This window comes from Streptomyces adelaidensis, from assembly GCF_016598475.1.
Taxonomy (GTDB): domain Bacteria; phylum Actinomycetota; class Actinomycetes; order Streptomycetales; family Streptomycetaceae; genus Streptomyces; species Streptomyces adelaidensis.
Map to the genome: position 1 here is coordinate 1 of NZ_JAEMUX010000067.1, position 14,100 is coordinate 14,100.

13 protein-coding genes are annotated in these 14,100 nt (G+C 66.4%); 6 read left to right on the forward strand and 7 right to left on the reverse strand.

Translation table 11 applies throughout. The features are described 5' to 3' along the window. Positions 1–294 precede the first annotated feature (294 nt). The gene (locus I8N67_RS44355) at positions 295–786 is read right to left on the reverse strand and encodes a helix-turn-helix domain-containing protein (RefSeq protein ID WP_307835416.1); all 492 of its coding nucleotides are present in this window, start codon (positions 784–786) and stop codon (positions 295–297) included. On the opposite strand from I8N67_RS44355, the gene I8N67_RS30160 reads away from it, so the two are divergent. After that, complete coding sequence (locus I8N67_RS30160; RefSeq protein ID WP_200307399.1) at positions 692–1,012, forward strand: transposase; 321 nt, start codon at positions 692–694, stop codon at positions 1,010–1,012. The two genes, I8N67_RS44355 and I8N67_RS30160, sit on opposite strands and share 95 nt — an antisense overlap. A 913-nt stretch (positions 1,013–1,925) precedes the next feature. On the opposite strand, the gene I8N67_RS30165 is transcribed toward I8N67_RS30160, so the two are convergent. The 3 genes from I8N67_RS30165 to I8N67_RS30175 form a co-directional block, all read right to left on the reverse strand. Then, complete coding sequence (locus I8N67_RS30165) at positions 1,926–2,660, reverse strand: helix-turn-helix domain-containing protein (protein ID WP_200307400.1); 735 nt, start codon at positions 2,658–2,660, stop codon at positions 1,926–1,928. Between the two features lie 63 nt (positions 2,661–2,723). Further along, positions 2,724–2,867, reverse strand: coding sequence for a hypothetical protein (locus tag I8N67_RS30170; protein ID WP_200307401.1), 144 nt, complete (start codon positions 2,865–2,867; stop codon positions 2,724–2,726). 888 nt (positions 2,868–3,755) lie between these two features. Continuing rightward, positions 3,756–4,991, reverse strand: a complete 1,236-nt coding sequence (locus I8N67_RS30175) for a PIN domain-containing protein (RefSeq protein ID WP_200307402.1) — start codon at positions 4,989–4,991, stop codon at positions 3,756–3,758. Between the two features lie 133 nt (positions 4,992–5,124). Between I8N67_RS30175 and I8N67_RS30180 the strand changes: the two genes are divergently transcribed. From I8N67_RS30180 to I8N67_RS30200, 5 genes are all read left to right on the forward strand, one after another. Continuing rightward, entirely contained in the window at positions 5,125–5,751 is a 627-nt protein-coding gene (locus I8N67_RS30180) for a hypothetical protein (protein ID WP_200307403.1), read from the forward strand. A 463-nt stretch (positions 5,752–6,214) separates the two neighbouring features. Further along, positions 6,215–6,355: a hypothetical protein gene (locus tag I8N67_RS30185; RefSeq protein ID WP_200307404.1), complete on the forward strand. Its 141-nt coding sequence runs from the start codon at positions 6,215–6,217 to the stop codon at positions 6,353–6,355. An 806-nt stretch (positions 6,356–7,161) separates the two neighbouring features. Beyond that, on the forward strand, positions 7,162–7,998 hold the full coding sequence (locus I8N67_RS30190) for a hypothetical protein (RefSeq protein ID WP_200307405.1): 837 nt from the start codon (positions 7,162–7,164) through the stop codon (positions 7,996–7,998). Next, positions 7,998–8,978, forward strand: coding sequence for a hypothetical protein (locus tag I8N67_RS30195; RefSeq protein WP_200307436.1), 981 nt, complete (start codon positions 7,998–8,000; stop codon positions 8,976–8,978). Before I8N67_RS30190 ends, I8N67_RS30195 begins: the two co-directional genes overlap by 1 nt. Next, positions 8,975–9,547, forward strand: coding sequence for a hypothetical protein (locus tag I8N67_RS30200; RefSeq protein ID WP_200307406.1), 573 nt, complete (start codon positions 8,975–8,977; stop codon positions 9,545–9,547). Before I8N67_RS30195 ends, I8N67_RS30200 begins: the two co-directional genes overlap by 4 nt. Before the next feature lie 58 nt (positions 9,548–9,605). Here I8N67_RS30200 and I8N67_RS30205 read toward each other — a convergent pair whose 3' ends face one another. The 3 genes from I8N67_RS30205 to I8N67_RS30215 are packed head-to-tail and all read right to left on the reverse strand — an operon-like array spanning position 9,606 to position 13,749. Further along, on the reverse strand, positions 9,606–10,175 hold the full coding sequence (locus I8N67_RS30205) for a DUF6262 family protein (RefSeq protein ID WP_200307407.1): 570 nt from the start codon (positions 10,173–10,175) through the stop codon (positions 9,606–9,608). Then, positions 10,172–12,706 carry a tyrosine-type recombinase/integrase gene (locus I8N67_RS44360; RefSeq protein WP_200307408.1) on the reverse strand — a complete coding sequence of 845 codons (2,535 nt, stop codon included), beginning with the start codon at positions 12,704–12,706 and terminating at the stop codon, positions 10,172–10,174. The genes I8N67_RS30205 and I8N67_RS44360 overlap by 4 nt, the downstream gene beginning before the upstream one ends. Beyond that, entirely contained in the window at positions 12,703–13,749 is a 1,047-nt protein-coding gene (locus tag I8N67_RS30215) for a tyrosine-type recombinase/integrase (protein WP_200307437.1), read from the reverse strand. Before I8N67_RS30215 ends, I8N67_RS44360 begins: the two co-directional genes overlap by 4 nt. Positions 13,750–14,100: the final 351 nt, after the last annotated feature.

A 14,100-nucleotide genomic window follows, 5' to 3' on the forward strand; every position in this document is an offset into this window, starting at 1 on the left:
TTAAGCACGAAGACTCCGCCGCCAGCGAATCCCGGGACGCTCTTGGCAATTTCCTCCACGTGACGTCGCGCAGTTCGTACGGCACGGTCTTGGCGTCCAGCCGCTCACCTCCGGACTGATCTACCCTGCCCACCGCCTTCCTGGCTAACAGGCTTTCCCGAAGGGGATTCACACCCACTTTCGATGAGTTCGGGAGGCCGGCCACACCCGCGAGGCCTGCGTGGGACGTCCGACCGGTTGCCGCCAGACCGGCAGACCGGACTCCGGAGCATCGTGATCATGTGGTGACGCCCCTCAGTTGCCGTCGCCGTTTCGGTCACGGCTGCTGAAGACCGAGAGGAGCTCCGACGGCGTCGTCTGCAAGCCGCGCGCAAGGTTGAGCAAGGTGGTCAAGCTTGGGTTGCGACGGCCGTGCTCGATGTAGACCACTCCGCGGAAACTCATCCCACTTCTACTGGCGAGCTCCTCCAGGGTAAGTCCACGAGCCTCGCGCAACTGACGCAGATACATACCGAAGGCGTGGAGTTGAGGGTCAGGCGGATCAAGGTGAGGCACAAACTTGACTTGACATCTGCGCCCATTTGACTGCCATGAACAGTTGTGCATAATCGGCGCTGAGTGCTGCGCTTCAGGCTTACCGCACCAAGGGACGGCCGTCGGTGAAGCCAGGTTGCTTGGAGAGGAAGCCCCTATGCCCGCCCCGAGGAAGTACCCACCAGAATTGATTGAGCGGGGAGTTCGGATGGTCATTGAGATGAGACCGGACGCCCCCGGCCGTTCCAGCATCGTGAGGCAGGTGGGAGAGCTCCTGGATATCCATCCAGAGGTACTTCGACACTGGGTCAATAAGGCCGACAAGGAAGCCGGCCAAAATCCCAACGCTGTCGCAACCGTCACTGCCAGAGTCCGTCAACTTGAGAAAGAGAACGCGGACCTTCGCCGCCTTAACGGCATCCTCAAGGCGGCAGCCGTTCTTTTCGCGGCCGAACTCGAATCCGGACAAGTAACCTGATGCAATCGTCAAGTAAGCGCAACACCCCTGGGGCGTGACCCCCGCTGCCTATTTTGCAGAGTTGCGAAGTGCAGCGATCGGAACGGGATAAAATAATTGCGCAGGCCCGTGCTTGCAGTGCGATGGCGCGGGCCTGTAACCGAAATGAGCGACCTGACCTTGTCCCGCCCCAACACCGAGACCTTGGTGGGGTGCCCACCAGGACCCTGAACCAACACGCCAGACATCAATGCTGGTGCACGGCACGGCTAGTGCCTGAGATCCTGTGAACGAACCTCGGACAGCACAAGGTTCGGGCTTTGATTACCTTGGACACGAAGTCAAGCTTTACCAGGATGTCGTTCAGGTCGATTCCTTCATTCTTGGCAAACGCGCGCAGTTGGCCCCACGTCTCGGAACCATTACTGACTGCTCTGCTCCTCGGAACCACTCAGGGCAGTTCCTCGCCCACTCGTCCACGTAAAGATCTGCGGCTTCGACTCTCGCCGCTTCCTCGCAGATGCTGATAAGAGTTACGGAGCTGGTCGTCAAGCGCCGCTCGATGAACTGGCAGTTGGGTTCATTCTCCTTGACGACCCGCGTGAAAACCTGGCGAGCTTGCCGGGTCAGCGCGCCACGCGGTCGGCGACTGGCCGACCAGGGCAAGAGTCTGAGCCTCCTCCGCTGGCTCCAAGCCCTCGCCCACCCGCTCGAAGACCGGCGGCCGGACCCTCTACCTGCAACCCCGCGACCTCATTCGCCTCGATGCCTGGTGGAACGGCCACCCGCTCGACCGCACCGCGTCAGTCAGCTTGCCCGCCTCGACCTCTCCCTCGCCGCGTGACCGCATGGGCCATCAGGATCATCGCCAGCCGCAAACAGCGGTGATCAAATACGGCGAGCGATGATCCGGGCTCGGTTCCGCAGGATGTCCTCAGCGCCGCGCCCGTATCTGCCACCAACGGCGCCGCTTCGTTTCGGTTGGGGCTACGTCGGTCAGTGGTGGTTCCGCCGACGGAGCTGCGGGTCGGGGAACCTGGATCCACTGAGGGTAGGCGTCGAGCCGGTTCCAGGCGGCCATCCAGTCAGCTTCTCTGCTGCGCAAGCTGCCTCGGTGGTCGTAGCAGATCGTCACGAAGGTTCTGGTGAAGTCCCAGCTGGGGAGGACGTCACGGTTCAGGGTGTCGCTGAGGGTTGAACTGGCCAGCGCCATCGTGACTCCGGGCTTGCGGGACGTGTAGCTCCGCATGCTGATTCGCTCGATCTCGCGCAGGGATAGGCCAGCGTGAGCGCGCAGTTTGCGCAGTGCCTCCATGAATTCAGCGGTGGTCTTGACACCCGACGGGTCGGGGTGCCGTTGGTAGTCGATGGCAAAGGACGCGAGTGCCTTGTCGAAGTCGAAGGGCGGGTTGGCAGTGCGGTCCAGTTCAGTCCAGCGGGTCTCCCACTCGGCTGTGTCGCCGTTGCATGCCTCGACGTAGGCGCGGGTGACGGGCCAGGTCGGCAGTGTCCTGCCGTTGGCCGCCTGCGACAGCGTCGCCTGGGAATAGCTAGTCGCTTCGGCCATGCGTGCGTAGGTCATTCTGGCTTGCGTCCGCAGGGCGCGAAGGGCGAGTGCGAATTCGGCGTAGGGGACGCCCTCGGCGATGGGTTTCTCGATTCCTGGCACCGCTCCTCCTCGGATCACGGTCAGGGGAGACCCCACCGAAATGGGGCCTCCAGTGATGAGGATTTAGGAAGAGCGAGCGGTGAGGCGCCAGATCCCCAGCAGTGCCACGAGGGCTTCCAGGGTGGCGGCCGGCACCTGCCCGAGGGCCACTAGGACGATGACGATGACGACCGTCGCAGTGATGGCTGTTGCTACCTGCGGCGTCACGCAGTAGGCAGCTGGTGTTGCAGATTCCGCAGGGGATGCCCCTGCTGCGGGTTTAGGGGCGAGGAGGAACGGGCGCGTGTACGTCCACGCGCTGAGGCGACCGTCCATGAGGGACACCTTCCGGTCGATGCGTTGGTCTGGGCGGGCAGCGCTCAACGGCAGCACAAGGCCACTGGGGGCAGTTCGAGCTACCCCCGCTGTCGGCGCTATCCCCCGCATCATGGACGCCCAATTCCTCAATTGGCAATAGCGGCCTGAGAATTGAGAAGGGCTTCATGATGCCAGTGCTGAACCTAAATCCACGTCGCGAAGATAGAGGTGCAGCTCAGTTCCGATTCGTGTCCGGAACCACTAAAGAATCCATTGGCCGACCTGAACAATGAGGCCCTGACCTGCGTGAACAGCCAGGCGGGGCGCGCATGTGTCCGAGTGAGTCCGAGTTGAGGTAGATGGTCGGCGAACGACGGGCACTCTCTACTCATCGCTGCGGGCTATGCCCCGGCGAGGGGCACCTGTCCGTTGGTCTGGGCGGGCCCTTGAGTCCTAGGGAGGAGTGACATGGCCAGCTGGCGTAGCTTCCACGCGGCACAGACTGTCGGTCACGCCTACTCCCATGCGACTCGCTGCTTGATCGGGGTGCCGTCGTTCGAGCGGCGGCACCCCCCTTTTGCGCCGCCGGTCGTCGTCGCACGCCCGAGTGTGGGGGATTGAGACCCGTACGGCGGGCGGGCGCAGTGACTCCTCGGCCGTTCGCGCGGTCAGCTCGGGCACCTTCGGCCACGGCCTCAGCCGCATCGACACCGGCTGCTACTGCGGCTGACGCAGCCTTGAGTACTGGGCAGCGGTACGGACGCCCCGTCACCCGAAAGGCGGCATGGTCCGATCCGGCTACTCGTCGGCGTCCGCCTGTTCGAGAAGGCCGGCCAGTCGCCGCTCGACGGCGCTTTGGCGCACCTGCCTCACCAACGCGCCCTCGTACGCCCGGGGAAGCCCTTGCGTCGGAGACCATGACGAAATCGCCTGTGCGATGTTCTGGACGACTTCGAGGAACGGGCGGATCGAAGTCGGCGCGTCGCCGCTCAGGCCGAGGGCGTTGAACTCCTCCCCGGTGAGCGGACGCGGGGAGTCGTGACGCAGGACCGTGACGCGCGGGTCGTCGGCGTTCGGGGTGAAGAGGACGGACGTGGTCCATGCACAGCCCGCGGAGCCAAGGCTCGGGTCTTCCCCGGAGATGAAGGCATTCCCGCCGATGTGCCAGCGAACAACTGCTGTGCACCACTCGTGCTCGCCGATCCGGTACGTCTTCACCTCCTCGACCGAAGCCAGCATCGGCCTGGCATCGAGCCACCCGAAGGCGGAGGAGACGGCCACCTCCTGCCCCACATCGCCCACGGACGTGGTGCACGAGAAGGCCACGCCAACGTCGAACCGCTTCTGTACCTCCTCGCTGATCGCCTTGCGCACGGCCAGCGAGCCGAGGATCTCGGCGGCGAGGGCGTCGTCCGTATCGGCGGGCTGCGTGAACCGGGCGATGACCTGGTCCAGGCTTGTCAGGAGTACGAAGCGGTCACCGAGACCGGCGACATCCTGGTCCATTGGGGCCCGATAGGCCGTGCCGTTCCCGAAGTCCTTGGTGTTCGCACTGACGAAGTAGATCGTCTCGCCCGGATGCTCGCGTGCGTACTCGACCGCGGACAGCCAGATCGCAGCGTCCCTGGCCCCGGTCTTCAGCGCCTTCCCGCTCTCCGTCTCCATGATCTTGCACGGGGCGAGGCCGTTCGCTTCCCGTACCATCCCCTCCCGCAGGGCGCGCTCGCTGGTCGCCAACACCTCAACGACCGCCGCGTACTGCTCCCGCCAGTGCTCCCGAACCCGCTCAGGGTCGCACGGCCCCAGCGCCACATCGACTCCCCAAGGAGTGACTCTCGTCAGGGACTTCGTCGCCTTGACCGCGGCGTCGAACTTCTGCGTGTACTCCACCGCCTTCCACGCGGCGAGCTCTTCCAGTACCAACCACGGCGCGGCGACGCTCTCGATGCCGACGGTGCGAAGAGTCCGCAGGAAATCGGCACTACTGCTTTCCAAGCGGCAGCCCCGGAGGATGTTCGTGTCCAAGATGATCAAGATTTGCCCCTTGCGCCGTCCGAAGCTGGATCACAGGATCTCAGGCGTTAGCCGTATCGCGGTCGATGACGGCACCAGAGCCCGGGGCAGCCCACCGCCGTACTGCCCTGCGCGGCACGGCAGTATGGCGGCCATGGATGCAGGAATGGCGGCTGTTGCGGCTTCGGTGGTCACGGGCGTGGTGTCGCTTGCGGCAATCGGGGGCGGGCTGCTGACGTCCCGAATGAACACGAAGGCTATGCGCCAGCAGGCGCTTGACCAGTCAGTGGCGGAACACGCTCACTGGCTGCGGGACAGACGGGCCGACGCCTGCCTCCACTTCCTCCAGCAAGCCTCCAAGACCCTCCTGAAGCTCGACGAGGTCGAAACGAGGGTGGACGCCGTTCGGGCGGACAGGGACACGAGTACCCGCGCACGCCACCAGCTGCACGACAGCACCCGAGATGTGCTGTACGGCGGGATGACCGAGGACATGGCCGCCCTGGACGATACGGTCGCGCACATCCGGCTGATGGCGCCGTCCCTCGTGCCGGCCGCCACCGACTTCCAGAAGACCGTCCAGACGTACGTCCGGGCGGTGTACGACGACATGACGCACAGGCTGGTGCCCGAGTCCGTGCCCCAGTACGAGCCTCTCGACATGGAGGCTTGGAACCACTCTAAAGACCAACTCGGTGATCAGCTCCAGCTCTTTACCTACGCGGCGAACGCCGTCCTTGCCGAACTTCCCCGGGCGGCCGTCCGGCAACCTGACCTGTAGTCGCGGCATCGGGCCCGGCAGGCGCCTCGCACCCGCGTCGGTGCCGCTGTTCCACATCCACGTGACCCAACTAGTCGTATTAATACGGTCGTTCGGGCCTGACGGTTCAGTTGGAACCTGGCATTCCTGTGTGAGATAGACGACTCTCCTGGGGGGAACTGGCACTCCGTTCCGGACGTACGGCCAGGATGAGTTGCAGGTAAGAGTGCCGTGATCGCGCGAAGTTGAGGATGCGTGCCCCTTGCAGCTGCCTGTCGTGGCACGCGGTGCCTCGCTCGCCGTGCAGCGAGGGGAAGTTGACGGCCCCACGGATTCCGCACCGTGCGGGTACGCTGCTCGCAATCAGTCACCCCTGGGGTCCGCGAGCACTCGTGGCTCCCCGCGGGAGTCCATGAAGGATATGGACCCACCCACCGGACCTGCGAAATCCGTAGGTCCCACGGAATGGGGTGATTTGATCCCAATGGCTGAGAAGAGCGAAAAGCCGGAGGGGCACTGCCGCTGCTGCAGCAAGCGGATTCCGCCGCACCGACGGGCGGTCCGCTGGCTGGGGCCGGTCGTCTACACGGTCTACAAGATCGTGCGGGACTACGGGCCGCTGTAACGCGAAGAGCCCCGACCTAACGGTCGGGGCCGCGCTGCAGACGGAGTGCTGAGGGAGGGCCTCACCAGGATGCTTCGCGGGCGTCAGGTGGGGCCTTCCGCATTTCCGAATGCGGTTACCGCCGCGTACGCAAGACAAAGGCCGCCTTTGTGGCGACGATCACACTCGGGTGCGGCGATGCCCCTATCTTGCCTTGCGTGTTGTGGTTGTGCATCGTGTAGCCACATGTTGATCTGCGTATTTTGATCTTGCTTATCCGGTAACAGCCCAGGTTAGCACCCCTATTTTACCCTTCGAGTGACGGACATCACACACCCTGGAGGGTGAGGGAAGGCACACCCGAGCGGTTGTTTTTGGGTTGATTTGCCGGGTGTTCACCCAGTGAAGTGGGCAGAATCCGTTGCCCCGGAAATGCGCGGGGGCACTGTACCCGCGCCTACTGACAGTCGACGGTCGCCAAGCCGTGGCTTCGTCCCGATCGACGGCGTGCTCACCGACCGTACGCTGGGGCACTGACAGCCTTCCCTGTTCGCGCTGACGGTCACCCTCCACGGAACGGCGCGAAGTGGACAGGATCCAATGCCCCCTGCGGGCGGGCTCGCCTACTCACCTGTCGCGAGAGCAGGCATGGCGGAGTCGGTCCCCCTCGCGGGTGACCCTCGCAGGCCGCGGCGACGCGCCTGCGTTGCAGGCCACGACGCGATGGCGTCAACTCGCTTCCCTTCCGAGCCAGTTGGATGCGCGTATTTTTGTGATTTCGGCTGATTAGTGTGCGCCCGTCGAACTGACTGCGATGGGACATCCGTATGAGCTACACAGACCAGGACGTGCGCGAGGGCCGTCGGTTGATGAACGAGGGCTGCGAGAACCGCCTTGTCATCGGCGACAAGCTGCTGAGCGTCACGCCGTCGGGCCCCGATGGCGCCTTCGACCAGTACTGCGACGAGATCGGCCTGAGCCCCAGGACGGCCCGGGAGTACCGGCACACCGCCCGCGTGTGCACCCCGCCAGTACGGCAGCTCGTGGCCGACAGCGGCGTCCACGTCAGCTACAGCGCGCTTCGTGAAGGCGCTCGCCTCGCCCCCTCCGGCAAGCCGTACGACCAGGACTACACCACCCTGCGCTCGCTGCTGCAGGAAGCGGGCGGGGCCGGCATCGGCCGCATCAGCGCCCCCCAGTACCGCCGTGCCCTGGGCATCGGCCCCGGCCTGCAAGACCTGCTCGACCCCGCCAGCGACATGTCCGTGGCCCAGTACCTCGGGTCCCTGCCTCCCGTGGAACGGGACAAGGCGCTGCGGGAGTTGGTGGAGGAGGACGACGCCTTCCGTGACGCGGTGAAGCGGGCCATGGACGACAAGCGCCGCCGTGACCGCGAGGGCCGCACCGGCTGCGGCGGGGACAAGCCGAGCAAGGCCCAGGCCCTGGTCCGGGACCTGGTGCGGCTGAACGACCAGATCACCGCCCTCATGCACCGGTACCCGCCGTCCGCCGCCCTGGACTTCACACGCGAGGAGACGACCGCCTGCGTGGAGGCACTGGGGACCGTGGAAGTCCTCGCCATGTGGATCGGAGTCCGGGTCAAGAAAGACGCGGCTTCCGCCGCCCGCAGGCAGGCGGCCACCCCAGAACTGGTGGGCGTGTGATGGAGCCGGCCGCAGATGACGGCGAGGACCGTCTCACCGCTGACATCGAGGAGTTTGCCACCCACGACCGCAAAGGCGGCTGGGCCCGAGCACTCCTGATCGCCCGCCGCGTCGAGCCCGACGAGAACCGCGGCGTTGGACTCGGGCAGAAGTCCAAGAAATGTTTCGGCCGAAACACTTTCCGGCGCATCAGCGCGCGCGAGTTCGCCCGCCGGTCCGGAAGCTCCGCCAAGCGGATCATGGCCTTTCACGAAGCATGGAAGCGGGCGGCAGCCGACGGACGTGTCCCCTCGACCGACGAGCTGGAACCCGGCCTCCATGTCGATCTGCCGGACGAGGAGGAGGTGCCGTTCTTCGGCGAGCACGGCTATTACCGCAGCTACGAAGCTCGCATGAACAACGGCGAGCGACGGCAGGCGATCGAGGACGAGGCCGAGCGTGCCGGGATCAAACCGGGCTCCCCGGTCTACGTCGCTCAGCAGCCGAAGGCGCTGAAGACCGCGATCCTGGCGGATGCCACTACCCGTGACGCCGCCCGGGAAGCGCTGGCGGAGTTCGAGCGGCGCGAGGCACGAGCGGACCTTGAAGACTGCAGAGCAGCCGCCCAGTCGGCCGGGGAGGGCGAGGGCGAGCGCCGGGTGGAGAACGCTCCCCCGGGCCGCCGGTCTCAGGACGAGGAAGCTGCGGACGTCGAGCGGGCGGTCCGCACCACGTCGCGGGAGCTCTCCGAGCCTGATGTGGCCCTCCAGGTCTTCACCGAGATGACGGAGGTCCGCCTTGCCACGCTGCGGGCGCTGTCGCTGTTGCAGCGTCACCAGGTGCAGTTCACTGGGGAGCGCAGCCGGGCCATCACCGATCTGTGCACCGCGTCCGAAGCGGCCATCGCTTTCATCCGTGACCTTGCCGCCGGCCCTTATGCGGCGCTGAACGACGAGGCTCTGCAAGCGTTCCTGGACGAGAGTGAGAAGAAGCTTCGGTGAGTCCCAGACGCGACAATGACACCCCCTCCCAGTTGGAGCAGGACGCCATCGACGTCCTGCTGTGGCTCGGGCCCAACGCGGGCCGAGAACTGTCCTACGCGGACATTGCCCGTGGCACCGGCATTCCCGACGGCAGCCGCCTGCGGCGGGCGGTGCCCAGGGCCCGTGCTGCCGCCCACGTGCTGGGGCACCGGCTGGAGCAGTTCATGCACTCTCGCGACCCGCTCAAGCGCGGGGCGAGGGTCACGCGCTTCCACAAGTCGGGCCAGGGCGACGAGTTCGGTGCCCGGGACGCGTTGCTGGCCTGCCGCAAGGCGGTGGCCTACATGGGCGACATGCACCGGGCCTGCTCGTTCGAGGCCGGCAACCCCAACAGCGTCGACCGCGAAGCGTTCGGGCAGATGGCTGATGCCGCCGAAGGCTGCATCAGGACCTTCAGCGGCGTGGAGAGGCTGGGCAGCAAGGTCGTGAAGAACCAGGGGACCATGCGGCGCCAGGCGGAGCGGATCGCGGACCTGGAGGCCCAGATCGCCGAGTTGACCTCGGATCAGTCCGCCGCCTCGGCCTGACCTCGAAGCGGCCCGGCGGCTGTCGCCGCCGGGCCGCTTCGCACCGCACCGCGCCGGTTCAGGTGCGGTTGATGTGCTTGAACATCTCCTTGCCCGCTTCGCGGGCGGCGGTCAGATCGTCTTCGGTCTCGGTGAGTCTGCGCTTGAGATCGTCCCGTTCGGCGCGTATCCGGTCTCGTTCCAGGGTGATCCGCTCCACGGCCGCCAGGAGCTCGTTGACCCGCTGGTTAAGCTCCTTGGTCCCGGCCTGGTCGAGTTGGGCGCCCAGCGAGCGCTGGACGGCCTTCTTGAGACGGTCACGCTCCTCACGCAGGGCCCTGTTCTCCGCGCGGACCAGGGCCAGGTCAGTGGCCAGGCTCGCCGCGGAGGCGTCCCGGCCTGCCTGCTTCGTGCGGCGCTCAGCCTTGGTCTGGCTCTTCATCGCGGCCTCGATGTGCTCGCGCACCCCTTCGGCGTACACGAGCCACCGGGACACGCCGGCGGTGCGAGCGACGGCGAGGAAGGTGACCGTCTCGCCCTTGGCTTTCATCGCGTCCACCGTGGCCAGCACCTTGGCCCTCTTGGACCGGCTGTCCTTCCGGCGGCTCTCGCGCAGGACGTCGCCGGGGGTGCGTTTCGCCTCGCTCATGCCGTGCTCCCTCCGCGCTGGCCGGGCAAGCCCGGCATGCCCAGGGCCACGGCTCCGCCGTGGCCCTGGGCGGCCCTCACCTTGCGCAAGACGGCCGATGCCTCCTCGACCTCGTTGCGTTCCTCAGGGCTCATGGCCTCCGTCAGCTTCCGCATCGTGACGGCCGTTCCCTGGAAGGCCGCGACCTGGTCGTCCAGGTTCTTCACCACGAACGCGTCCGCCTCCATCATGACCGCCATCTCCTTGTCGGCCTTGAGCGAGCGGATGTGGTCCTCGATGGCGGGCAGGTACGACGGGTCCGGCCGGTAGGAGGGGCAGGCGGCACACTGGAAGCGGATCGGGCATGCCTTTCCGCCCGCCTTGACGTTGGAGGGCTCGGTACAGTTGCCGAATGGCACCGCCACCGAGCGGGCCTCGTACGCAGTAGCGGACGCCATCGGCGCGGACCTGCCCCTGCGGTCCACGGTGTGCAGGCGCATCACGTTGACCGCCTCCCGCTTCCGCTTGTGACTGATCCTGTAGTACCGCTGGGTGGTTTGCATGGATTTGTGGTCCATGAGCTCGCGCAGTACCTCGATGCGTACCCCGGCGTCCGCGTACCGTTGGCAGAACGAGTGCCGAAACGCGTACGGATAGATCAGCGAGCGGTCGAACGGCACCCGGTCGCCGTTCCTGTCGAACTCCTCGGACAGCAGGACGGGCACACTGTCGGCCCACTTACGGATCATCGACGAGATCTGCTCGGACACCAGGTGACGGATCTTGCCGTTCTCGCCGGCCGGCGGGAACAGGAACCCTTCGCTGCCCGTGGGCAGGTCGAGCGTCTCGCGCACGGCCCGCCACGTACGGACAGTCTCCACAGTGTCGCGCTCAAGCTCCAGGCGCCGGTTCAGACGCCTTCCCTTGCGGTTATCCCAGATCAACAGCCATTCGCCATCGGCGTGTTCGAGGCAGTCCGTCCTCAGCTCGGCGATCTCATACGGGCGCCGACCGGTGTCCCGCAGCAGCTCGTAGACCGCGCGGGCCATCGCCTGGACCTGCTCGGGCGTCATCTTCCCGTGCGTCGCACCCTGCCCCAACAGATCCGCATAATCGTCGAGTTGACCGATGACCGACTCGGGCAGGGCCTTGCCGACATCGTCCTCGTCGACCTCCTCGGCCTTGATGACGTGGCTGGAGTGCCTCGCGAAGCTCGCGGACATGCCGTCCAGGTGCCCCGCGGCCCGGTTGTAGTCGAGGATCTTGAAGAAGAACGACAGCAGCCCGCCGCGCTGCTTGCTCGACATGGGCCCGCCGTCCAGCTTAGGCAGCACGCGGAAGGTGTCGACCACGGCGTTCATGTCGGCGAAGACCAGCGCCGAAGGGTCCATGCCGCCCCCGGGCCGGGCATCCATGGCCCGGGAGACTGCCGAGCACACCCGCAGGCCCCGTCGGGCCTCGGTGGTGTTCGGCTTCGTCTCGGCGATGAAGGTGACCAGGATCTGCCGCAGCCAGGGCTGGCGGATGTCCGTCACGTCCAGGCCCAGCGGCCGCTGGGTGATGCCCCCGCGCAGGCTCTTGACGCCGAGCTCGGACAGGTCCAGCACGTCCCTGCGTCTCGGGTCGACGCCCTCGAAGCGGTCGAACGCCGAGCGCAGGATGCGGTGCGTCTCACGCACCAGGGCGTCTACGTTCGCCTGCGTCCCGCTCGGCAGCTGTTCGGCCGTCGCGGTGGCGATGGACTCGGCCCGCTCCGCGAGGTGCGAGACGGCCTGGCGCACAGCCACAGGGTCGATCTTTTGGCCGCGTTCGTCGCGCTGCTGCAGCGCGTACAGCATCTCCAGACGGGCCACCGGATGCAGCGGGGCCAGCGAGAACTGGTGAACGTTCAGGAACGGCGCCTGCCTCTCCAGCCATGCGGCCGACGGCGCGGACCGCCGCCCCCGGGCGGCGGCCGTGGCCTTCTTCCAGCGGCTCTGGTGTATGCCACACAGCCTCCAGGTCGCCCGCGCGTCGTAACGGCAGCCCGCCACCAGGCAGGCGGGCGACGGCCCGTACGGCGACTGCCGCTCAATCCACGACACCAACTCGGAGTCGGGATCACGCTGCAGATCCTTGTGCCGCAGTGAGCCGTGCGCGTTGCACAGGCCCCACAGAACCGAGTCCCGCGGGCACCCCTGAACGCGGCAGTCGGCCCGCTCACCGGAGATCACCCGGTTGCGGTCCGGCACGTACGCGGCCTTGAACTCCTTCAGCCCCAGACTGCCGGCCCGGTGGGTCTTCTCGCAGGTCGCGCACAGGCCCCGCCGGATGCGGGTGAGCGCGTCACAGGCTGCCACATCGCACCGAAAGACGGCCGTGCCCGCGTGGTCGACGTCACCGCTGAACAGGTGGGTCTCGCCGTCCCATTCATCGGGCCGCCAGGCGGGCACGATCCGCTCACGCAGCCACGCTGTCCACTCGATCAGGACCTTCGGCGGCAGACCGTCCACCGCCTGGCCGGCGTCCCGCTGTGGCCGGTGGAGCGGGACGACCTTGCCGGACACCGTCACTGACGGGCTTCCTTCCGCTTGGCGGCCACCAGCTTGACGGCGTCGCGCTTGTCCTGGTCGGTCGCGTGGGTGTAGGGATCCATCGACTGCGGCGACTGGTGCCCGGCCATGTTCTGGGCCACATCGCGGGCCATCCCGGAACGGAGCCACCGGGTGATCGCCGAGTGCCGCAACATGTGTGGCCGGGCACGGAACCCGGCGCGGTCCGCGAGCCGCTTGAACAGCTCATACGTGCTGGGGTACTTCATCGGCTCGCCCAGCGGGGCGCGGAACAGGTTCACGAACACCATGTCGCAACCCTCCGCCTCCCGCACCGCGTCACGCTCAAAGCGGTAGGCGGCGTACAGCTCCACCGTCTCGGCCTCCACCGGAATCCACCGCGGATAGCGCGACTTGGCGTACGCATTGTTGCTGTTCAGGCGGCGCCGCACATGCACGTGTGGTCCCTCGATCCGGCAGCCCAGCGAGGTGGAGTCGGGCAGGAAGTGCATGTCCTCGCGCCGCAGCCCCAGCCCCTCGCCGATACGCATACCAGTGACCGCCAACACGGACACCAGGAAGCGGTCGCGAGCGTGCGTCGTGCAGTCGAGGACCTTCTCGATCTGGTCGTCGGACAGCCACTCGTAACCCGGCACCGCGACGCGGTACTTGATCCTCCGGGACTGGATCGTCCGATGCTGGCCGTCCTCACCCGGATCGAACCCGGACGGAGCGTAGTGCAGGAACTTCGGCTGTACGAGCTGGCTCACCACGCTCGCCGGCACCCAGCCCTGTAGCGCGGACCACGCCAGGAACTCCCCGACCGAGCCCATGATCTTGTTGGCCGTGCCCTTGTCGCGAAAGCGTGGCTCAGCAGCCGGGCGACGGCCTCTCGGCGGTAGCGGCTCATCGATCAACCACCGCATCATCGCCATCAGTTGGGCGAGTCCGGGCCGGGACCAGTCGACCGCGTTCTCGGTGCAGTACGACAGATACAGGGCGATCCGGCCCGCGTACGTGCGCTGGGTGTTGTAGGCCCGGTCGTCGCTCTTGAGCCCCACCAGATAGGCGCACGCCTCGGTGTGCAGTTCGAAGGCATCGTCAACGACGACCCAGTACGTAGACCCGTCCCCCGATATGGCCCGCTCAGCTCGGTAGTGCCGGTACAAGACAGCAGACGTAGCCAACGTGCCTAACACCCCTTGGATACCGTTAAGGCAAGTGCAGAACTACGTTACTTGCCTTACATAACTGACATCATTCAAGGACCCAAGATAACGATGATGCCCACGGCGTATTCGGAAGTCACCATTCCGGCATCCCTCCGCGCCGCCCGCACCCGGCACGACACCGCACGCGCCACCCGAACCCGCACCGCTTCCCGCACTGCCTTGTACATCTCAACCCCCGTGAGG

Bases quoted from the DNA above. Each gene is read 5' to 3' on its own strand.
- I8N67_RS30160 (WP_200307399.1), top strand. From the start codon at position 692: ATGCCCGCCCCGAGGAAGTACCCACCAGAATTGATTGAGCGGGGAGTT.
- I8N67_RS44355 (WP_307835416.1), bottom strand. From the start codon at position 786: ATGCTGGAACGGCCGGGGGCGTCCGGTCTCATCTCAATGACCATCCGA.
- I8N67_RS30180 (WP_200307403.1), top strand. From the start codon at position 5,125: ATGGATGCAGGAATGGCGGCTGTTGCGGCTTCGGTGGTCACGGGCGTG.
- I8N67_RS30185 (WP_200307404.1), top strand. From the start codon at position 6,215: ATGGCTGAGAAGAGCGAAAAGCCGGAGGGGCACTGCCGCTGCTGCAGC.
- I8N67_RS30190 (WP_200307405.1), top strand. From the start codon at position 7,162: ATGAGCTACACAGACCAGGACGTGCGCGAGGGCCGTCGGTTGATGAAC.
- I8N67_RS30195 (WP_200307436.1), top strand. From the start codon at position 7,998: ATGGAGCCGGCCGCAGATGACGGCGAGGACCGTCTCACCGCTGACATC.
- I8N67_RS30205 (WP_200307407.1), bottom strand. From the start codon at position 10,175: ATGAGCGAGGCGAAACGCACCCCCGGCGACGTCCTGCGCGAGAGCCGC.